The sequence below is a fragment of the Microcystis aeruginosa FD4 genome, assembly GCF_009792235.1.
Taxonomy (GTDB): Bacteria; Cyanobacteriota; Cyanobacteriia; order Cyanobacteriales; family Microcystaceae; genus Microcystis; species Microcystis viridis.
In genome coordinates this window covers 2007734-2030169 of the sequence record NZ_CP046973.1, presented here as the reverse complement: position 1 = coordinate 2030169, position 22436 = coordinate 2007734, and the positions used below count along the sequence as shown (strand labels likewise).

General features: G+C 44.0%; 16 protein-coding genes and 1 tRNA gene. 6 read left to right on the top strand and 11 right to left on the bottom strand.

The window, feature by feature from the left end; genetic code table 11:
• Nucleotides 1-89 precede the first annotated feature (89 nt).
• The 3 genes from GQR42_RS10420 (at nt 90) to GQR42_RS10410 (ending at nt 4055) form a co-directional block, all read left to right on the top strand.
• Entirely contained in the window at nt 90-2651 is a 2562-nt protein-coding gene (locus tag GQR42_RS10420) for an AAA family ATPase (protein ID WP_158199917.1), read from the top strand.
• Nucleotides 2652-3181: 530 nt separating this feature from the next.
• Nucleotides 3182-3907 carry an HAD family hydrolase gene (locus GQR42_RS10415; RefSeq protein ID WP_158199916.1) on the top strand — a complete coding sequence of 242 codons (726 nt, stop codon included), beginning with the start codon at nt 3182-3184 and terminating at the stop codon, nt 3905-3907.
• A gap of 77 nt (nt 3908-3984) precedes the next feature.
• Nucleotides 3985-4055: transfer RNA gene (locus GQR42_RS10410), tRNA-Gly, on the top strand.
• A gap of 455 nt (nt 4056-4510) precedes the next feature.
• Here GQR42_RS10410 and GQR42_RS10405 read toward each other — a convergent pair.
• Together GQR42_RS10405 and GQR42_RS10400 are read right to left on the bottom strand one after the other, a co-directional pair.
• Nucleotides 4511-4978, bottom strand: a complete 468-nt coding sequence (locus tag GQR42_RS10405; RefSeq protein ID WP_158199915.1) for a lysozyme inhibitor LprI family protein — start codon at nt 4976-4978, stop codon at nt 4511-4513.
• Nucleotides 4979-5131: 153 nt separating this feature from the next.
• Nucleotides 5132-7369, bottom strand: a complete 2238-nt coding sequence (locus GQR42_RS10400) for an FdhF/YdeP family oxidoreductase (protein WP_158202443.1) — start codon at nt 7367-7369, stop codon at nt 5132-5134.
• A 184-nt stretch (nt 7370-7553) separates the two neighbouring features.
• On the opposite strand from GQR42_RS10400, the gene GQR42_RS10395 reads away from it, so the two are divergent.
• The gene (locus GQR42_RS10395) at nt 7554-8054 is read left to right on the top strand and encodes a sigma factor-like helix-turn-helix DNA-binding protein (RefSeq protein ID WP_158199914.1); all 501 of its coding nucleotides are present in this window, start codon (nt 7554-7556) and stop codon (nt 8052-8054) included.
• Between the two features lie 29 nt (nt 8055-8083).
• Here the strand turns inward: GQR42_RS10395 and GQR42_RS10390 are convergent, their stop codons facing one another.
• Both GQR42_RS10390 and GQR42_RS10385 read right to left on the bottom strand, forming a co-directional pair.
• Nucleotides 8084-8974 (bottom strand): hypothetical protein, encoded by an 891-nt coding sequence (locus tag GQR42_RS10390; protein ID WP_158199913.1) that lies wholly within the window; start codon nt 8972-8974, stop codon nt 8084-8086.
• Nucleotides 8975-9100: 126 nt separating this feature from the next.
• Nucleotides 9101-9274, bottom strand: coding sequence for a hypothetical protein (locus GQR42_RS10385; RefSeq protein ID WP_158199912.1), 174 nt, complete (start codon nt 9272-9274; stop codon nt 9101-9103).
• A gap of 684 nt (nt 9275-9958) precedes the next feature.
• Here GQR42_RS10385 and malQ point away from each other — a divergent pair.
• A complete protein-coding gene (gene malQ, locus GQR42_RS10375) occupies nt 9959-11461 on the top strand; it encodes a 4-alpha-glucanotransferase (RefSeq protein ID WP_158199911.1) in 1503 nt (500 codons plus the stop codon).
• A gap of 50 nt (nt 11462-11511) precedes the next feature.
• Here the strand turns inward: malQ and GQR42_RS10370 are convergent, their stop codons facing one another.
• From GQR42_RS10370 to GQR42_RS29940, 5 genes are all read right to left on the bottom strand, one after another.
• Nucleotides 11512-11937: a hypothetical protein gene (locus GQR42_RS10370; protein WP_158199910.1), complete on the bottom strand. Its 426-nt coding sequence runs from the start codon at nt 11935-11937 to the stop codon at nt 11512-11514.
• A gap of 801 nt (nt 11938-12738) precedes the next feature.
• Entirely contained in the window at nt 12739-13665 is a 927-nt protein-coding gene (gene argF, locus GQR42_RS10365; RefSeq protein WP_158199909.1) for an ornithine carbamoyltransferase, read from the bottom strand.
• A 295-nt stretch (nt 13666-13960) separates the two neighbouring features.
• Nucleotides 13961-17197, bottom strand: coding sequence for a tubulin-like doman-containing protein (locus tag GQR42_RS10360; protein ID WP_158199908.1), 3237 nt, complete (start codon nt 17195-17197; stop codon nt 13961-13963).
• A 2-nt stretch (nt 17198-17199) separates the two neighbouring features.
• A complete protein-coding gene (locus GQR42_RS10355) occupies nt 17200-18156 on the bottom strand; it encodes a ribonuclease Z (RefSeq protein WP_158199907.1) in 957 nt (318 codons plus the stop codon).
• Nucleotides 18157-18669: 513 nt separating this feature from the next.
• Entirely contained in the window at nt 18670-18885 is a 216-nt protein-coding gene (locus GQR42_RS29940) for a hypothetical protein (protein WP_199273301.1), read from the bottom strand.
• Between the two features lie 4 nt (nt 18886-18889).
• Here GQR42_RS29940 and GQR42_RS10345 point away from each other — a divergent pair, with 4 nt between their 5' ends.
• A complete protein-coding gene (locus GQR42_RS10345) occupies nt 18890-19291 on the top strand; it encodes a fasciclin domain-containing protein (protein ID WP_158199905.1) in 402 nt (133 codons plus the stop codon).
• Nucleotides 19292-19802: 511 nt separating this feature from the next.
• On the opposite strand, the gene glgB is transcribed toward GQR42_RS10345, so the two are convergent.
• Together glgB and GQR42_RS10335 are read right to left on the bottom strand one after the other, a co-directional pair.
• Nucleotides 19803-22082, bottom strand: coding sequence for a 1,4-alpha-glucan branching enzyme (gene glgB / locus GQR42_RS10340; protein WP_158199904.1), 2280 nt, complete (start codon nt 22080-22082; stop codon nt 19803-19805).
• Nucleotides 22083-22259, bottom strand: coding sequence for a hypothetical protein (locus GQR42_RS10335; RefSeq protein WP_158199903.1), 177 nt, complete (start codon nt 22257-22259; stop codon nt 22083-22085).
• Nucleotides 22260-22436 lie beyond the last annotated feature (177 nt).

Genomic DNA, 22436 nt, shown 5'->3' with positions numbered 1-22436 from the left:
CTAGGGTTGATTCATGAATCAACCCTACCTTGAGTAACACCTAACTACTTAATGAACCATCACCGGGTAAATAGCTAGAGATAAAAATTATGAAGGAAAGCACCGTCCCCAGAATTAATCTCGCTCCTAAACTCAAACGCGATTTATCTTTATGGAATCCCTTTGATTATCTTTTGCTGTTGTACTGGGTGTTTTATTTTCCCCAAGCAGTGCGCTGGTATGTGGAAACGAGAGGCGGCGGCGATAAATTCCAAGAACAGAAAACATGGCGCGACAAAATGCAATTTCTCCGCGACCATCCCGTACAATTGCGTCTAGGGATTCAGGGTCTTCTCTTAACTGTAATTACCCCTCTGATTATCTATAGCATAGCGGCAAATTTAGGACTTTCTGTTAATTGGGTGGGCGTGGCGTTCGGCGTGGGGTTGGGCGTGGTGTCCGGCGTGGGGTTGGGCGTGGTGTACGGCGTGGTGTCGGGCGTGGTGTTGGGCGTGGTGTACGGCGTGGTGTCGGGCGTGGTGTCGGGCGTGGTGTTGGGCGTGGTGTTGGGCGTGCTGTGGGGCGTGGCGTGGGGCGTGGCGTGGGGCGTGGCGTCGGGCGTGGCGTCGGGCGTGGTGTTGGGCGTGGTGTTGGGCGTGGTGTCGGGCGTGGGGTGGGGCGTGAGGTTGGGCGTGAGGTTGGGCGTGGGGTTCGGCGTGGTGTACGGCGTGGGGTTTATATTCGCCTTTTTCCGTCTTGATAATTGGCTAATCGGGCTTTTTGCTGGCCCTCAAGGGCGACTTTTTCCCCGTATTACCCTTCTACCGCTGCTGGGGTTAACCTCGACTCTACAACAATGGTTACAGCAAGACTGGGAAACAGCTATTAATAACCTCAATCAATACCTTCAGTACAGCCGCCAGTTTATTCCTGTCCTTGTCGCCGTTAATCGCGTTTTATCGCAATTCCCAGAGGCAGAAATTATCTATCGGGTCTCCTGTCTGGCAGAAAATCCCTCCGATTGGCAATTGTTAAAATATGCGTCTGCGAAACCGTTTTCTCTTCCTCGCAGCAAAATCCGTCTAGATACTCCTGCTCGCGCCGCTGCTGCTGGTTTTTGGTATCTTCACCAACAGGACACCGAAAAAGCCGAAAAAGCCTTTGCTGTGGTACGTTCCCTCGCCTACGGGGAAGAAATGTATAGCCTCGCCCAAACTTTACACCGATTTAGTCAGGCAGCAACTCCCGATAGTATCGCTTCCCTAGCGGTTGCCCCTATTGCCGCAGAACCGTCATTACGTCCGCAAACTTGGCAAGCTATCAGCAGTTTCAATCGAGTTATCGCAGAAATGGCTTTAGTCCAGAGAAGTTACTCCCAACAGACTAGATCCCTCGCTCTTAATCGGATTATCGGGAAATTAAGGGATATAAGCGACCAACAAGCGGCCAATTTACCCCAAGCAGAAAAAGAATTAATCCTTTCTATGGCCGAAAAATGGGCAAAAATTAGCACATCCATCGCGGGAACGGTGGGAACGGTGACTATTACCCAACCGATTCCTAATCCCTACATTATCGGTGATCCGGTGATCGGTAAACGCTTTGTTGGTCGTGGGGATATCCTGCGGGAACTTCAGTCAATGTGGTCAGGAGATAACCTATCCTCAGTGGTTCTCTATGGTCATCGTCGCATGGGTAAAACTTCGATTCTACGCAATCTGGAGGCATATCTTCCACCAGCTATCTCGGTTATCTACATTAATTTACAGCGCGTGGCCACAGTAACCAGCCTAGCCGAAGTTCTCCTGAATATAGCTGAGGAAATCGCCCAAACTTTAGCAATTGATGCCCCAGAAGAGGAAAAAATCTCCCAACATCCAGAAATGTATTTTAATCGTTATTTAGATCGTCTGATAGGCCAGATTCTGCCGGAAAAAGCCAAAACCGGTTTAATTATTGCCCTCGATGAGTTCGAGATAATTGAGGATTTAATCAAAGAGAATACCCTCCCCCGGAATTTCCTCGGCTATCTGCGTTCCCTTGTCCAGAGTAGTCCGCGTCTAGCTTTTGTTTTTGCCGGATTACATACCCTAGAGGAGATGACTGCCGATTATTTTCATCCTTTTTTTGGCAGTGTTTACCCGATTCCAGTTAGTTTCCTCTCTCCAGAGTCCACTCGCGTTATCCTCGCTAATCCCGTTGGGGAACACGAGGATTTTCCCCTAGACTATACCCCATCCGCTTTGGACAAAATTTATCAACTTACCCACGGTCAACCCTATCTAGTGCAACTTATCGGGTTTCATCTGGTACGTTTTTATAATAAACAGGTCTTTGAGTTGCAACGTCCCCAAGATATTCGTTTTCAGGTGGAAGATGTGGAAAAAGCCATCGATGCCGAGTTTTTCCAAAGGGGGAATTATTATTTTACGGGTGTCTGGAAACAGGCTAAACAAGATGCGGCCGGACAAGGGGAGATTTTAATAGTTCTTTCTTCCCATCTGCAAGGATTAACCCGGGCAGATTTACTGTCCAGCACCAGATTAACTGCCACAACTCTCGACCTGGCCCTAAAAACCCTTGAAAATCATCATGTCATCGAATGCCAAGACTCCCGTTATCAGATTGCTGTGGAATTATTCCGTCGTTGGCTATCGGCAAAAATGGCCTAAATTCTTTTGTTATATTTTTCTCTAATATCTTAGTCCCCAATAGGGGGGTTACAGGGCAGCACGGATTCCCACTATAACAAAATAATAGAACAAATCTGGGAATTTGTCAAGGCCTTGGCAATTTTCCGGTTAAAATTGTTTGTTGAGATGGGGTAATACCATTTTTCAAAAGTAATGACAGAGATGGTTATGCCTGGTGCATCTCAATTTTGTCGAAATATCCAGATGACATTTTGGGCGCACGCGGTGCGCCCCTACCATTGGCGAAATAATATTATTGTAGGGGCGAATTGCCTTCGCCCTCTTTGAACAACTTCTGCTGCTCACCTTAAGTGAGAGAAAATCACCAATAGGATACCATTTTTCTTTATTCGCGTCACAACGAATGCAGGCTTGGCAAGCATTCGAGCGTGGATGTCTGTTATGGATTTAGAAATTTGGTATAAGGGGCAAGACCCGCCCTGCCCCGACGAAAAACTTTAGTATAATCAAGAATATTTAGTATTTATTCGCTTTTCTGTCTAAGATTGATGTTAAAGGCTGTTCTGTTCGATTTTAATGGGGTGATCATCAATGATGAACCAATCCATCAAGAGTTAATCAATGAAATCTTGCTCGGGGAAAATTTGCTGCCCCTAGGGTCGGAATTTGCGGAGTTATGTCTGGGGAGAAGCGATCGCGTCTGTTTGCGTAATGTTCTCACCCGTCGCAATCGTCAAGTGACCGAGGAATATCTGACTAAGTTAATTAACAAAAAAGCCAGTTTATACCGATCAAGATTAGAAAAATTAGAGAAACTTCCTATTTATGAAGAGATCTACTCTTTTTTAAAACGAGTTAAGGCCAGGGAGCTACAAATCGGTTTGGTGACGGGAGCAGTGCGCTCGGAAGTAGAATCAATCTTGCAACAGGCAGCCCTTGGGGATTACTTTAGTGTCATTGTCACTGGTGATGAGATTAGCACCAGTAAACCCCAACCAGATGGTTATTTACTGGCCGTAGAAAGATTTAATCGTTGGAATTTTAATCTACAGTTGCAACCCCAGGAATGTCTGGTGATTGAAGATACTTTTGTCGGTTGCGAAGCGGCAAAAAGAGCGGGAATGCAGGTGGTGGGAATCGCTCATACCTATCCCTTCCATTTTATGCAGAGAGTGTCCAACTGGGCGATCGATAATTTCTCCCAACTAGATCTCGATCGCGTGGAGGAAACTTTTAGCCACATCGGGGAAATAAAGGAGCGATCGGGACTTTAGGGGCGATTAACCAGTTGAAAAGCCCCCCTTGCCAAAATCGGCAATTCGTGTTATACTAACGAAAGTGCTAAGAAAATGCGGGTGTAGTTTAGTGGTAAAACCCTAGCCTTCCAAGCTAATGATAGGGGTTCGATTCCCCTCACCCGCTTAAGTTGTTGTGCAGTAAACGTCTAAGGAGGGTTTGCAGCAAAAAGTACGGGCGAAGCATTCGGATAGAAAATCTCCGGTTTCACCGATAGGTTATTGCCCGAATGCTTCGCCCCTACAGGACGCGGGCCGATGAAGATGCAAGGTTTTGAACCACGATTCTCTCAAAATCTTGCACCTGTTTCGCTCGTAAAGCCCCAAAACCCTTACTTTGCATACATTTCACATTTATTCAGCCAGCCCTAAGGAATTACCGGTAATATCAACGGCGATTCTGACTTAGAGATCGCTGTCTTCTAAATAGGGTCTGCTGAATAAATCTAAAAACCTTGTTGGATAATACTTTTAGACTTTTTTCCCATCAAAAAGTGCCTTGGCTAGGGGTGATCGGGGGGAAAATTCAGGTACTTTTTCCCTGAAAATTAGGTAGTTGACCACCTGAAAATCGGTAAAACCCTACACCCCACACCCCACACCCCACACCCTGCCCCCAGGGAAAACTTTTTCAGCAGACCCTAAATATCTCCGCAAATCTTTGGTACGCTGCTCGGTGACAGCTGCCAAGCAATTACTGTAAATCATGGGAGCTATAGAGCCTCCCTCAAACGCACTTCTTTCAAATTCGCAACTGCTGTCTCTAAACTTAATCCAAGCTTGTTGGGCGCTAATTAATTTTTGTTGGCGAGCAGCTGACAGTTTTGGCAGTAGTTGTCGATAAACTTGATTTAACTTGCGATCAGCGTTTTGATAAGCGATGCTGGCACAAATGTTCATTTCGCTTTGAGTCTGGGGATTGTTACAGTTAGGGCGTTGAGCCAGTTGCAAGTTTGTCGCTGCAGATGTGGGACCTGCAATGCTAGGGGTAGCCATCCCGACGGCAAATAAACTTGCTATGCCTAATACGGTTAGTAAAAACTTATCCATGGCTACTTATTTTAATGATGGTAAAAATAGGATAACAGAAATGCGATCGAACCGACCATAGCTTTTTAGGAAGCGCATTCTGCTTGATTCATTTATTCGCTTGCTTAACTCTATTTCATTATTTCCCAAAAAGAAAATCAGAGGAGTTGATAACTAAAAAACCCAGACGGGAACTCGTTTATAAGCGGGAGTACCACAGCGAGGGTCGATTTTAGCTTTGAATAAAACATTGGCTTCGGGATAGAACATAAAGCCAACACCTTCGCGAATCGGACCGAAAATAATTTCAATATTCTCTAATTTGCCGGCATCTCCTTGGACGGTGACTCGTTGATGTTCCCGAAAGCCCACTTTTTTGGCATCTTCGGCGTTCATCAATAAACAATGACGGTGAGGCATTCCCCGATATTTATCGCCCACTTGATAAACGACGGTATTATGTTGTCCATAACTGCGTCCTGTTCCGAGAATCAGGGCAATTCCGGGGGCATTTTCCGGTTGGTTGAAATCTTGCTTTTCCGGTGCTTTTAAAGTGGGTAAAGGGGTGACGGACATTTGCGCTTTTCCGGTCGATGTTGGAAAATGGGGTTCGGTAAAAATCCGTCCGCTAATGGTAAATTCTGTTTGGGTTTGATCTAATTGCCCGATTTTTTGATAACCCGGAATCGTTTTGGCGATTAACTGACGAATATAGACGGTGTCGTGTAATCTCGACCAATCAATCGGGTTTGTGCCTAAAACCTTGACGGCAATATTTGTTAATAGTTCTACTTCCGAGATGATATCCACATCAGAACCCTGTAGATGACTGCTTCCCCGCTCGTTAAAACGGACAAAATTATTGCCCGATTCGGTTGTTGTCGGGTGAGGATTTTCAAAACGAGCGAAGACGGGTAAAATTACCGTATTTTGTCGGGCTAATCCGTGAAAATGTCCTAAATTTGGCTTAGTAGCCACATAAAAAATCGTATCAATTTGTGCTAAGGCTTTTTTGGCTTGAGTTAAATCTGGATTTGCCCCATAAAGATTACCTCCCAAACAGAAAAGGGTGTTGATTTTTCCCCGTTCGGCAGCTTCAATTAATGCCCTTGTATCATAACCGCCAGTTATATTTAATGGCTTTCCTAAAAGTTGAGAAAGTGCCTCGGCGATTTCCCGACGTAATCTCACCGTAACGCCCATAGAACCGAAGCCCTGTACATTAGAATGACCTCTGATTGGCATGGTTCCTGCACCTATTTTGCCAGCATTTCCCGTCATTAAAGCGGTATTGGCAATACTGATAATATTATCGACACCGTTTTCCTGTTGTGTAACCCCCATCGCCCAAGCGAAAACCACACGCTCTAAATTGCCGAAAAGGGCGGCGGTTGCTTCAATTTCTTCTCGAGATAAACCGCAGGTTTTAGTAATGGTTTCCCAGGGTATTTGTCGGGCATAATCTATAACAGATTGCCAATTTTCTGTATGGGATTTGAGATAATCCCACCGGACTAAATTTTGTTCGATTAAAGATTTTTGTAATCCGACGAATAGGGCAGTATCGCTACCCGGTATCGGCTGTAGGTAGAGAGTTGAAATATCGGAACCGCCCCGCAATAAAGATTTAATCGGAAAAGCGGGCGAGGAGAATTTGACCAATCCGACTTCAATTTGCGGGTTAATAATAATAATTTTACCGCCGCGATCACGAATTTGAATTAATTCATTCATCAAGCGAGGATGATTAGCGGGGGCGTTAGAACCGATTAACACCACACAATCGGCTTGTTTTAAACTTTCCAGACTGACCATCGAAGTCCCGGAGCCGAAAACCTGTTTTAATCCTACGGTCGAGGCGGCATGACAGAGATCGGAACAATCGGCTAAATTATTACTTCCTAATGTCCGGAAAAACAATTGTAAGAGATAGGCTGCTTCATTAGAAGAACGTCCCGAACTATAGGAGGCCAGAGTCTCGGACGGTTGGCGAAAAGCTTGTTCGGCTAATTGATAAACTTCTTCCCAACTAATACGTTGATAGTGACTTTCTCCGGCTTTTAAGAGGACGGGATAACTGAAACGACCCAAGCGATCGCATTCTAAGGAGGTTAAGGACTGTAATTGAGCGAGATGATAGGTCTGAAAAAAATCGGTTTTAATACCTGGCATTAATTCGGAAGTAATCGCTTCGACACTTTTGAGACAACGTTGCAGACTTTCCCCCGCTTCGTTGACAAAACCACCCTTTTGTCCTCCCGTTCCCCAAGCGCAAGCTAAACAGGCACTTTTATGATTTAAGGTTTGCCAGAGTTTAACCCCTTGAGGAGAGAGGGTTTTTTCTGCCCAATATTGCAATACGGGAAAACCCCCACCCGCTTCAATTTTGTCCGATGTTTCCCGTTCGTTCATCGCCTTTTCTCCCGATTTTTTCTCAAATCCCTCCGATAGGGAGAGTGTACCCAATACAGTTGAGTTTATCACCATTTTTCAAAAAGTGCATTACCAAGGGATAAACGACCGGGCAAGCTACGGTTAGTTGCTGACAATATCTCATGATTGTGATTTTACCAGACCAGGGAGAGGTCTATTAAAAATGATAATTCCGACGGATGAAAACGAAGACTTTCAACATTTAGAAGAGACGATCGCCAATCTCCAAGTAAAACAGAAACAGATTCTGAAAGGGATGTTAGATTATCCGATTCAAATCGATTCGGCAATTCGGATACTTTCCGATCCGTCTCGACAATTGGCCATAACTCCTAATAATATAACCAGAATACATAAAATACTTAAAGAATTGGAAAAACAAGGATTGGTTAGGTGTCGCAACCGTCAATATTCTTTGACCGAGTTGGGAAGGGAAATAGTAAAACACCTTAGCAATAAGAGTCTAACCCCAAGACGGGATGCACAGAGAAAGGAAAGACTTAAAAAAAGTTACGATTTTTTAGAACTCCATAGACAAGGATTAAGCTATCAGCAAATAGCGGATAAATACGGCATAAGTCGAGAGCGCGTCCGTCAAATTCTTTCTACTAACCCCGAATTTGAAGCTTATCGGCAAAAACAAAAGGAAAACAATTTTCGTTGAACGACCGTAAGAAGAGCGAGAAACGAAATTTACAATCTTTCTAACAATTCCTCGCGGGATAAATTCGCCAAAGAAAGAAGTAACCCGGTGCGTTCCGAGATGGGAAGTTGGGCAATCTTTTCTACTAGACTGGATAATTCCGAATCTAGCGTTCCAAACCACCCTTCCAGAAGACTGGCTATCAGCGAAAGTTGTCCCTCTAAAGTTCCTTCTTGCTTCCACTCTTCTCGTTGCTTTAGATAAGCTGGCGATAAGTTCATGATGTCCTCCTGTTCTTCTGTACTTAAATTATCTCTCAATTCTAAATTCTTGCGCCAGTTGGCCAGAATTTCTAGTAAATTCTCTCGAAAAGGATTGCGTTCTGGCAGTTCAACTAACTCTTCTACGGCTCGTTTTTGAGTTCCCCCTTTACCTAATACTCTCAACCATAAGGTGTCTTCATTCACAGGTAACTGATGAATGACAATGATGCCCGCTTTGAGAGACTTAGCTAAAAAGTAAACCCCTGTTAACCAATTACTCTCATCGCTGTTAGTCCCGAAATCTTCAATCATTCTAGCTGAAAAGGTGGGCGTTAGAATCCATAAGAAAGGCAATTGTGTTTCAGTCAGAGTTTTGTTTGACCGTTTCGCTTTTCTCAAGACATCCCCATGAACGGCATATAACTTTGACAAACAACCGCAAATCTCTACCTCGGTCGGGGGATTGCGGAAAGGTTCAAACAAACAGGAAGTAGCCGCCATTTTTCCGAGTAATCCTAAAGGTAACTCAGTGGGAGGAGGTGAGCTAAATGGTTCAAACCAGACATCAATTTCTTGAACCTCACTTTTTATTTTCTTACTTTTTCTAATCGTCCCTAGAGGGGTAAGTAATTCCTCTAAATATTCCTTGACAAATTGGTCATGAATTTGGCGTGTCATTCAAATTAATAATCAAGCATAAAAAGGACGTTAATAATTTTATTATATCATTTTATTTCATTTTTACCGCTTATTTATAGCATTTCCTGTTCGCAAGAGGTACATTGTCGAGGTTGAAAAGCTTAATCAGCTAGTTTCAGTCTTTGGAGCCGTCAGATCATCGAGCAAAGAATCTATAAGTTTGCCTCTCTCTAATGACCGAGAAATATTTTCACCGACAAATCCAATTACTATGGAAATGGCGACCAAAATAATGTTACTAACTACAATATTCAGTTTATCCCAAGTATCTTTTGCCATAGTTTTAAACCCCTTAATTTTAATAATTAGCCGACAATGAATCGCAGAAATATCCAGCGATCGCTAAAGTGCTTAACAAAAGAAATTGTAATCTTATCGATTTTGACCGTGCCACTATCCAAAGGAATAGATTAGATTTCTTGAAAAGACCAATGAGAGTAAATTACCGAGTAATCACCCGAACTTTTTCTTTATCCGTAAAGATCGGTCGATTTGCCTATTCTTGCTATTCCTAATACATCCGAGAGCGCCCGTCCCGTCTTATCTATCTTTAAACCCTAACTATCCCCGTACAATTATCAGCATATCGATCATAAACCTTGAGATAGGTTGCACACCTTGAGCGAATACCAATATTACGAATTCCAAGCGATATCGATCGCCCCCTCACCCAAGAGGAAAGGGCTGCCCTCTGCCAACTGTCGGGCTGCGTCAAACCGACGGCAACGAGTGCCAGTTTCACCTACCAGGGTAACGTGGAACGTGATCCGAAGGAATCTTTTTCACTGGAAAGACGGTCTGTTAATGTACGGCTGTAATGCCTCATTTTGTCCCATAGGTCTAATAAAGTTGTTAAGTATTGCCCTTATCGATCGAGATCGGGTTAGCTTGGAGATAGCAGTGAGCATTCAGCTTTAAACACTTAATAACTGCTAACCGAATCACTGATAAGGGGGTTTTTTCATGGCTTTTAGCCGTTGTAGCGGTATTTTGCTTCATCCCACCAGTCATCCCGGTCGTTACGGGATTGGAGAACTAGGTAGGGAAGCCTATCAATTTATCGATTTTTTGGCTCAAAGTGGTCAAAAACTCTGGCAAATTCTCCCTTTAGGCCCCACAGGGTACGGTAACTCTCCCTACATGAGTTTTAGTGCCATTGCTGGCAATCATCTCCTGATTAGTCTCGATATTCTTCGGGAAAAAAACCTGCTTAGTCAGGCAGATTTCGAGGATATTCCCGATTTTCCCCTCGATCAAGTGGATTTCGATAAATTGATCGCTTGGAAAATTCCCCTACTTAGAAAGGCGGCGAGCAATTTTGTCAAGGGTTCTGACACAATTCTTTACAAACAGTTTGCCGGCTTTTGTGGTGGCAATGCTGATTGGTTAGAGGATTACGCCCTATTTATGGCCCTATCCCACGCTTACCAGGGTAAAGCATGGATGGAATGGCCGACAGAAATTCGCGAACGTCATTGGGGAGCGTTGGAAACACCGAAACAGGAGTTACAAGAGGAGATTTTTCTGCACAAATTCCTGCAATTTGAGTTTTTTGAGCAGTGGTTAGCCCTAAAACGCTATGCTAACTCCCTCGGTATCGAGATTATCGGTGATATCCCCATTTATGTCTCCCATAATAGCGCCGATGTTTGGGCAAATCCGCAGGTTTTTCGACTAGATACCCAAACCGGTAATCCCTTGGAAGTGGCCGGGGTTCCCCCAGATTATTTCTCAGAAACGGGGCAATTATGGGGAAATCCTTTGTATAACTGGGATTATCTTAAAAATACGGGCTTTGACTGGTGGGTACGCCGTTTAAAAGCGGTTCTTTCCCTAGTCGATATCATCCGTATCGATCATTTTCGCGGATTAGAGGCCTATTGGTCGGTGGCTTTTGGCCAGGAAAACGCTATTAATGGTCGTTGGCTGAAGGCCCCGGGTTATGATCTCTTTAATACCATCCGGGATCGTTTGGGTAAATTGCCGATTATTGCCGAAGATTTGGGCGATATTGACCAGGCAGTCCTAGATTTTCGCGATCACTTTGCCTTCCCGGGGATGAAGATTCTCCACTTTGCTTTTGGGGGTGATGCGGGTAATCCCTATCTTCCTTTCAACGTCGAACGCAACTGTGTGATTTATACCGGCACCCACGATAATAATACCACTCTGGGCTGGTTTCAAGATAACGCCAATGACTACGAAAAAGCGCGACTTTATCAATATCTTGGCGCTGCCAGTGGTCAGGGAGTGGCTTGGGATCTGATTCGACTTGCCTATAGTTCCGTGGCTAATCAGGCGATCGTACCGTTACAGGATGTGTTAGGTTTAGGATCGGATGCGCGTATGAATACCCCCAGTGTCGCAGAAGGGAATTGGTCATGGCGCTATCGTCAGGAAGCTTTAACGACAGAATATAGCGACAGATTGCGAGATTTAGTCAATTTTTTCGGCAGAAATCGTTAAATCTCAATCCTTTTTTCGAGACGTTACTCCTAACGTCTCTTTTAGTCTGGTTAATGTGGGTGAGAATTTTTTAGCAATCTTTGCCGGATGCGATCGAGATTTTCTTGACTATTGACGGGTAAATGGGGTAGGGGTAATTCTAAATTGGGCCAATTACTCAAATCATGGCAGGGACAGGATAAACCCGATTGGCCCAGTACCTCAATTGGTACAAGTATAGTACAACGAGCGCAGGGATGAAATTCCCATTGGGGGGAAAGTAAGTCTTGGATAGTTTGTTGAGTACCCTCTAGGTAACAATCGCCACTTTCAGGATCAAGAATTTTTTGCCAACAATCTTCAAACTCCGCTGAATAGCGATCAGCATTGAAAATTGGCAGCGGAAATAGCATAGCTTGGTTTTTGGGACAAATAACTTTTTTTCCCAATTGAAACCAATGGGCGAGATATTTTTTAACTGCGGAGGTGTCTGACATATAGTTAGGTGTGGAGGCTGCCCTGATTATTGCTCTTACCATCAATCCTAGCGGTGACATACCCGTCGCTAAAAGCGAGGGCTTCCTCTTTCATAGGCCAATGCCTCCGCCAAGTGGTTCCTTAGCTTTGGTCTTACTCAGCCTCCGCAGCTTTTGCTCTTCCCTAAAGAAGGCACTAACTGGCGTAATAGTTTCCTATTACCGAGGCAGACTCTCTGTGTCCCAAAGAGTATAAGTAGGGTTTTTTTGTCTCCCAGCCATAATCTCACAATAACGATTAGCGGGTTTTGGGACAATTCTAGCCAATTAGAATTGGAGGTGTCTAGTCTTTATACAACGGAAAGTTCGCCCACCTCGGCTACTCTTTTTATCTCCGCTTTCTCTTACAGACAATTATAACATAATTACAAAAGTTGTCTATATGCTGGTCAGCATTCATGAGGTAAGGGACTTGCGCTTTGATCATGTACCTTTTGGGCGAACGCAGTTCGCCCCTACATTGTGGACAAAATCCGTTACTGTAGGGGCGCAATGCTTGCGCCCTCCGCGCGGAGGGGGTTTGCTGATCACCCTAAGTAGGGGGAGAGCCTTCGAGATGTTAGGGACTTGCGCTTTGATAATCTGCCATCTGGCTGGTCTGGTTCTTCTACAGAGCGATTTTCAAAGCTGGGATATTATTCCTACGCAAGTCCCTAAGTGCTTCGGGACGAATGCTGACACTAAGTTAAAAACACTATATTGCAGTTAGCAGTTCTCCCTTGAGTGGAGTCGCCATACCCCGGCGGGAACCGATGATAAATGCTAGATTAATCCCAATAAACTCACCATTAAAGCTTTTTGGGCGTGCATCCGATTTTCCGCTTGCTCCCAGACTTTTGATTGTACACCCTCGATCGCCCCGTCGGTAATTTCTTCGCCGCGGTGAGCAGGTAAACAGTGGAGAATAATTGCGTCTTTGTCAGCGTGACTCATTAGCTGTTCATTGACTTGGTAGGGCTGAAAAACGGGAATTCGGGCATCAGCGAGGCTTTCCTGTCCCATACTTGCCCAGACATCAGTATAGACCACCTGAGAGTCTTTTACGGCGGTAACGGGATCGTCGGTAATGAAGATTTTACTACCAGTTGTCTCGGCAATAGCCTGGGCGCTGGCGACAATTTCCCCATCCGGTTGATAGTTTGCGGGGGAAGCAACTCGCACATTTAACCCCATCAAAGCGCCACCCAAGAGGAGAGAATTAGCGACATTATTACCATCCCCGACATAGGTGAGGTTAATTCCCCGTAAAGTCTGAAAAGTCTCTTGGATAGTCTGTAAATCGGCTAATATCTGGCAGGGATGTTCTAAATCTGTTAAAGCGTTGATAATCGGGATGCGCGAGTAATTAGCAAAAGCTTCTAAATCCTCTTGTTTAAAGGTGCGAACTGCGAGAATATCGAGATAGCGATCGAGTACCCGGGCCGTATCGGCTAAGGGTTCCCCGCGCCCCACTTGGGTTACACTGGGATTAAGATCGATCACCTGTCCTCCTAACTGGTACATGGCGACGGTAAAGGAAACCCGCGTCCGGGTGGAAGCTTTATAAAATAGCAATCCCAAGACTTTTTTGCAGCTAGGGTTAAGAGTGCCAGCTTTAAGCTGTGCCGATAGATTGAGTAGGGCGCTGATTTCTTCGCTACTCATGTCGGTTATTCTTAAAACATCTCGTCCTTTTAAGGTGGCTACCATTGGTTTTTCTCTCGATAAACAGGGGTTTTGATTGGGTTTTATGGCAGTTAGCGAGGCTGCAAAAATCTTGAGTAAAGACCTTATTATAATCCAGTTTTTTCGCTATTAGGCAATTTTTCCCGAAAATTTTTGATTGTGGGGTATGTTAGTCCAACTAACACCCCCCCACTTTTTCTGTTAAATTGGGTAAGTGTTAAAAATTGTCAGATTCCCCCCTTATTAAGGCGGATCCCCCCGCCTATCGGCACACCCCTTATCAAGGGGAGCAGGGGGGATCAAACCCAAAATCTAATTTCTACTTAACTAATTTTGACCCACACTTAGAACAAAAATTAGATGAGGGCGGATTTTTGTGTCCACAATTACCACAGATAATCAAAGCTGGGTTAGCCACTTCCGTCACCGGAGAAAGAGGAATTTCTCCAGCACTATCCAATTTATAGTTATGGATTAACTGCAAAATAATTGCATCTTCCCGTTTATATTCTGTATTGTCTTTTCCTCCTGTCAACTCCTCGGAACGTTGTTGTAAATATTTGATAAAAGTCCGATACAAAGCTTGTTTTTTCTCCGGAGTGGCTGCAGCCTGTAACTTAGCCGTAACCTGACTTTGAATTTTTTCCTTATCTTCGCGACAAGCTTTTACTTCTAACACCTGTACCGCATCTTCCCAACTGGTGGCGATATCGACTTTTTTTAATCCCGTTGCGGTTTTAATTTCATAGCGAATTGTTTTCTCATTAGTGACTCGATTGACTTCTGGAAAAAGCACTTTTAAAGCTCGGGCTGTCACCACCAATTGATAAATACTCGGATCTTCGGGAAAAACATCCCAGAAAGGAGGTTCCTTTTGGATATGTACGGGGATGGGTAAATCGCGATTTTCCCCCATTTGTTGGGCGCGTTTAGCGAGAATAAATTCTCCTTTCCAGTCCTGATAGGATTGCCGCAAATCTCGCATTCCCTCCAGACAGCGTAGGGAAAAACCGCCAATTTCCTGCACGAAGACAAGACGATATTTTTCCACTTCTCCCAAGGGTTTAATATCGTCTTCGTTGGCAATAAATTCCCGCAGTTTCGGAATAATTTTTTGGGCTGCTGGGTTACTGGTATTTCTTCCTCCAATCAGGGCAACATTTTGATTTAATTGGGGTGTAAAACCCGCATCTTTTCCCCGCAAAACCGCAGGATTGAGCATAATTAGGGGTCGCGATTTTTGGTAGGCAATGCGAAGATTATTGATAATATCGGCATCGTTGTTATAGATTTTTAACAAGCGATCACAAGCGGCTAATTCCTGCTGAATGCGACTACTAGCGGGAGCATTTTGTAGGCGTTGATTAGCTTGGTTTAGGATAACTTTTTGAAAATCACCTTGACGAATATCGGCAATCTCGGTGATGTCAAATAAACGCATATTTTCATCGGTGCGGCGCGTTTCTTTCCAGAGGGGACTAGATTGCTTTAAAATCTCTTCTGAGAGGGGTAAACAAAGGTTATCCATACCCGTATCGTAGGCATTTTTGTTACCAGCAATCCCGGAGGCAAATTGTTCGATAAAGTCTTGATAAAGGCTATTTAATTCTTGTCTGTCAAATAATTTAATCCCATTAATTAACAAAGCATCGGCACTATCGATCTGTTGGTTAGCTTGGAGATTAAATAGATCGCGACTTTGAATTAATTTCTGACGAAAACGATTAAAACGGCTTTCTAACTGATTAAGATGTTCCAGTAAACGATTAATAACCTCTACTCCTGCACCTCGGGTTTTTCGTTGAATATTGGCCATTAAATAGCCTTCCAATCCCGTTAAAGCTTGTTCACAATATTGTTCCATCTTATCTTTTTTCGAGATATGAATTTTATCTTTCAGATCATTAATTTCTGCTAAGGCTGTGTCGTATTCTCGTTGACGTTTACTTTCGTTTTGACTCCAAACCTGTTCTTGATCGCGACGAAATTTTTCTGCTATGTCGGTGAATATTTGTCGTACTGAAACAATAAAACTCTCGGCAAATTTTACCCCACGGTTTCGATCCTCAAGGATATTATAAAACTCCATTTCCAGGGACTTTTTACCCCGTTGAATAATTTCATCCCGGTTGTTATAAATCTTTTTCAAGTAATCGCCGTGCAGCCGTTCATCGGGACTCAATTCTAGTAAATGATTGCGTTTAAATTCCTCGACTCTTGGCGTTAAATAATCATTAATAAATTGCAGAATTTTTCCTTGTTCATTTCCTAAAATATTAACACCCTGTTTGGTACAAGAGAGCCAATTATCTTGATTGATTTCCTGACGAGTTTCGTTAGTCCATTGGGAGATTATGGCAATTAAAGATCGATCCTTGTCGGCACATAAATCCATAATTAATTCCCCTTCGCTCAAGCGCATTTTTTTGAGAATATCACCTCTTACTAACTCCAACATTTGAGCGGGTAAAATCACGGAATCATTCAGCCACCAATTAATTAAATCTTTGGCTAAACGTTCCGATAAGGAAGCACGAATTTGGGCAATAGGAATTTCAATAGTTGATAGTCCAAAACTCATAAATTGCTTAGGATAACCGCGCCCCCCCGGGTCAGCTTGCGCCCAAGAACCCTTAATATTATCTCTAATAGAACGTTTATGGGGGGCAAAATCAGAGGTCAGATCTAGGAAGATATTTTGGGCGATCATTTCCCGAATTTGACCAAGTTTAAAATCACTTTCTCCGTTTTTTGTCCCCACTAAGTAAGTAAAATCAAAGGGGGGTAATTTACTAACAACTTCATCGACCAAACCACTGCTAAACTGTTGATGATATTCGGTTCTGTAGTCAGAAAAGTAATTTAATTCCATCAAGGCAGCGTAACCATTAGCCAAAACTCGATCGCCGACACTAATCCCCGCAAATGCTTCAGGAGTGGGAACAATTGCCGTACTCAAAGGACTACTTTCCCCTCGTAACCAATTACGAATACAGTAGCCTATATCGATTAACATTCCGCTACCCGTACCACCGTTTAAAGACCCCGTAGTAAAGACATTAATAGCACTATTACTCACTTTAATTCCATAGCGATCGAGCATAAAGGTTTCTTGTCCCTTTACTCGTCTCACCGCGTCTAGAAATTTTCTTTGTATCTCATGATAATTACAAAATAAAGCAAAACGGCCGCAGGCGCGAATTTGTCCCGCTCCCGCTTCTAGGGAAGTAATATTTCTCTCTAATTCCGGGGGAAACCAACTATTAATCCAGGGATATCTATCCATGTCAGATACCATCTCCTGTACCTGTTTTCCACTCACCCGGGACCAGTGTTTTTCGTTATCTTTAAAAGCACTGCCGGCAGCTTCAGGATTACTGATTTTATAATCCTTATCCGTGTCAACCACCAAAAAACTGACAATCGGAAAATTACTCAAACTGCCATAACTTTCCTCGATTAAACGACGCAATCGCGATAAAATTTCGTTACCCGTACCACCAATACCCACTAAAACCGTGGGAACCATGCTTTTTTCTTCCACTGCTGCTGGCATAATTACTTAACTCCTAAGACCATTTCTTGACGGTTGCGGGGGACTTCGTAGGTGAGGAAATCGTAGGCTAATTTAGTGTTAGGAAAAATCGCCCGCGCTTCCTCTAACAGATTGGAAATATCCAGAGAATTCCCCGGTAGATAACGGGGACTAAAATGGGTCATTAATAACAATTTTACCCGGGCTGCCAAGGCCACCTGGGCTGCCATCGTCGAAGTGGAGTGAACACTTTCAAAGGCTAACCCGGCATCTTGGTGAGCAAAAGTCGCCTCATGAATTAGCACATCTGCATCCCGTGCCAATTCGATCGAGCCTTCACAGAAAATAGTATCGGTACAATAGGCAATTTTACGGCCGATTTCCGTTTCTCCGCAGAGGGACTGACCGCGAATTTTGCTGCCATCGGCGAGGGTGACAGTTTCCCCTTTTTTCAGCTTGCCGTAAATTGGTCCGGGGGGAATACCCAAAGCGTTGGCTTTTTCCACATCAAAACGTCCTGGACGGTCTTTTTCGGCGATGCGATAACCGTGGGCGGGAATACGATGTTTTAATAGTTGACAGGAGACGGTAAATTCTTCATCTTCGTAGAGTATGCCGGGGGAAATGGCATGGACACGCACCCGATTGGCTAAATTAGTATAGGAATACTTAGCACAAGCGCGCAGATAGTCCGCTAGTCCGGGGGGTCCATAGATATCAATATCCTGAGCAGAACCGGCTAATCCGATACTGGCTAACAGTCCCATTAAACCAAAGATATGATCCCCGTGCATATGGGTGATAAAAATGCGTCGAATTTGGGAACTTTTCAGGTCGCTACGCAGTAACTGGTGTTGAGTTCCTTCTCCACAGTCAAACAGCCATATTTCCGCCCGTTGCGGCAAACGAAGGGCGATACTAGAGACATTGCGGGAACGAGTGGGAACCCCGGAACTGGTTCCTAAAAAAGTAATCTCCACAGGATAGCTGTCAGGATAGAGGATTCTTTTTCTAGTCTAGGCTGTTTTTATCGATTTCTCGATCGAATTGCTGCTTTTCTGCATTTCATCACTTGAAAACAGAAAATCTTCTGATTTTGACCTAACTCTGCAATAATTACTCGCAGCTGGAAATACGTTGACGTACATATCATACTTTGTGCTTTTTGTCAAAAAAACTTTTTTTTGCAATAAAACTACACAAAAAAAAGATCATCGTTATGCGTGAAATTGACTAATTTACCCGTCTTAATTAGGATTACCTTGTAGATGTGGCAAGGGTTTCAACCATTGCTACCCAAAAACGCACAGAATAACCCACTATGAAATTATGTCAAATCGCTGTAACCACTGCAACATCGTTGTTAAATAAAAATCTTTCTCAATTAATTCTTAAGAATTTGTAAATATTGCGGAATGTTAATTTAAATATTCTCAAGTTTTTGGAGTCAATAAATAATTTTTGCTTATCTTTGTCCAAAATTGGGTTAGAAGTCAGGAGTCAGGAGATAGGAGACGGTCGACAGGAGATAGGAGATTATTTTTATTTATTCTCCCCACACCCCACTTCCCCACTTCCCCACTTCCCCACTTCCCCACTTCCCCACTTCCCCACTTCCCCACTTCCCCACACCCCATCCCTAGAACGATCTTTGGGACAAGATTGAGTTTAAAATCTGAAATAGATGATTTTTTTAAGGATCGAGTCAAGTTTATGGCAGATATTGTCGATATTGCGGTCAGTGCCGATAATTTTAAAACTCTAGTAACGGCGGTACAAGCCGCTAATCTTGTGGATGCCCTAAAAAGTCCTGGCCCCTTCACGGTTTTTGCCCCCAGCGATGAAGCTTTTGCCAAATTGCCCCCCGGGACGATTACAACCCTAGTGCAGAATATCCCCCAATTAACCCGAATTCTCACCTATCACGTCGTTGCGGGCAAATATATGCAGGAAGATTTGGCAAAATTGGCTGTAGTGACTTCTCTAGAGGGTTCACCGATTCCCGTCGATTGTAGCGAGGGTTTTGAGGTGAAAAATGCCACGGTGGTCGCGGGTAATATCGAGGCAGATAATGGTGTGATCCACGTCATCGATACGGTGATCCTGATGGGTTAGTTTTTGACCGGCTTTTCCCCGGGCTGCATCTAGAGCAAATCTGTCTTATTTAGTCACTAAATATACAGATACTTTTGCTTGTTTATGGTTCCGATGCTCGACGGAGGAAAATGCCCACTTTCTGCACTTTCTTGTCTGTACCTGTTCAGACTAAATCCTGTTATTAAAGACTGATTATCTATTGATCCTTTTGCCTATTACATGAGTAGAAAACGGGTTTCTCGGAGAAACCCGTTTTCTGTGCGTTACTCAGTAATGGCAGCGTGGAAGAACTAGCTCAAGAATGGGCGCAAACACTGCTCGCTAATCTAACAACTTAATAGTTTCCGCAAAATTCAGCCAAAAAAGAGGCCACTTTCCGCAAGATGGCCTCTAAATTTTTTTGTTAGGGGTTGGGTGTTGGGGTTTTAGGGTGTTAGGGTGTTAGGGTTTTAGTTGAATTCCCCCATTCCCCCACTTCCCTACTTCCCACACCCCACACCCTACACCCTACACCCCACACCCCACTTCCCTATTGCCCAGAAGCATGAGGATCGATTTTGAGAACCAAAACCCCTAAAGGTGGTAAACAGAGATCAATCGAGTAGGGACGGCTATGATAGGACCATTCCTCCGACCATTTACCACCGAGGTTGCCCATATTACTACCGCCATATTTACCCGCATCGCTGTTAAAGATTTCCTGATAAAAACCGGGATGGGGTACACCAACGCGGTAATGGCTGTGGGGTTGGGGAGTAAAATTACAGACCACCACCACGAACTCCTGCCAATTTTTGCTCCAGCGCAGGAAAGAAACGACGCTATGACTATTATCACTACAGTCGATCCACTCGAAGCCATCCTGACCAAAATCCTGGGTATATAAAGCAGGTTCACTCTTATAGGTGGCGTTCAAATCAGTGAAAAAGCGTTTTAGCCGTTGATGGGGTTCGTACTGCAAAAGACCCCACTCCAAATCACCCCAAACATTCCACTCACTCCACTGGCCAAATTCCATGCTCATAAACATGGTTTTCTTGCCAGGGTGAGTAAACATATAACTAAATAATGCCCGGACATTGGCAAATTTTTGCCACTCATCTCCCGGCATTTTGCCAATCATATTACTTTTGCCGTGAACCACTTCATCGTGGGACAAAGCCAGCATATAATTCTCGCTGTGGTTATACCACATACTAAAAGTGACATTATTTTGATGGAATTGACGGAACCAGGGATCCATGCCGAAATAATCGAGCATATCGTGCATCCAGCCCATATTCCACTTTAAATTAAAGCCTAAACCGCCCATATAGGTGGGCCAGGACACCATCGGCCAAGCGGTGGATTCTTCGGCAATAGAGAGAATTCCGGGGAAATAGCTAAAAATTACATGATTGACTTGACGGAGGAATTCCGCGGCCTCTAAATTTTCCCGGCCACCGTACTCGTTGGCCACCCATTCCCCATCTTTACGACAATAATCGAGATAGAGCATAGAAGCCACCGCATCCACGCGAATGCCGTCAATATGGTACTTATCGAACCAAAATAGGGCATTAGCGACGAGGAAATTTCTGACTTCGTTGCGACCATAGTTAAAAATTAAGGTTCCCCATTCCTTGTGTTCCCCTTTGCGCGGGTCGCCGTGTTCATAGAGATGAGTCCCGTCAAAGAAAGCTAACCCGTGGCCATCTTTGGGGAAGTGACCGGGGACCCAATCCACTAGCACACCAAGGCCATTTTGGTGACATTGATCGACAAAATACATAAAATCTTCAGGATTGCCGTAGCGACTGGTGGGGGCAAAATAACCCGTCACTTGATAACCCCAAGAACCATCAAAAGGATGCTCGGCGATCGGTAATAATTCGATATGGGTGTAACCTAATTCTTTAACGTAGGGAATCAGTTTTTGAGCTAACTCGTAGTAACTCAAAAAGCGCGCCCCAGTGTTCCATTCCGACACGGGAACCGCTTCCCCTTCCCCGGAAAGTAAACGGGGTGGTTCGGCACTAGAAGCGTGCAGCCAAGAACCGAGGTGTAATTCGTAAACGGAAACCGGTTGAGTTAAAGGATCGCTATGGCGGCGTTTTTCCATCCAATCGCTATCATCCCAAGTATAGCTATCTAAATTAGCCACGATCGAGGCGGTTTTTGGGCGTACTTCTTGGGCAAAACCGTAGGGATCAGATTTTTCGTAAATATGACCTTCCCAATTTTTGATCTCGTATTTATATTTAGTGCCAACACCGATTTCCGGGATAAACAATTCCCAGACCATATTATTACGTTTCCGCATTTGGTGATCACGACCATCCCAGCTATTAAAATCACCAATAATCGAGACATTACGAGCATTAGGAGCCCAAACAGCAAAATAAACCCCTTTAATACCCTCGATTTCGGCTAAATGCGCCCCTAATTTTTCATAAATGCGGTGATGGTTGCCCTCTCCAAACAGATGTAAATCAAAATCGCTCAGTTTGGCAGAACGGAAGGCATAGGAATCATAGATTACCCGTTCCTGTTCTCCCTCGTGGATGCGTAATTGATAATTGTTCAGTTCACTGATATCGATAACGCACTCGAAAAAATGGGGATGATAAGCGGTCGTCATGGGATATTCTTGTCTTTGGGACGGTAAAATAACCCAAGCGGCCGTGGTTTTCGGTAAATAGGCTCTAACAACCCATTGATTCACTTTTCCTTCTTCTTCTAGGGGATGGGCCCCCAAAACCTCAAAGGGATCGTGATGGAGGTTGTTGACGATTTGATGGACTTGTTCGGGGGATACCACTATAGACATTCAGTTAACACTCTTGACATCTACAATACTTATAGCAAGGAAATAGTCATTTTTTCCTTGCCGTCTGGGAATTCTCAAACTAATGGTATATTCTGACTTGAAAGAGGGTGTAGGGTGTGGGGTGTGGGGTGTAGGGAAAGAAACCTCTTTCATCTCTGGTGGTGAAAATTTTTTCATCGGGACTGCCTACTCATCGAAACTATGGCCTTGACTGCTGCCAAAACTATCATGTTTAAAGACGATTTTGCGCTCCAAAACCTGATTTTCCGCTTTCTCGATCAAAAAAACTAGCAAATAAAAGTGGTGGCCGATGGTAAAACTGGCAATTTAATCTCGATCTGGTCATTCTCGATG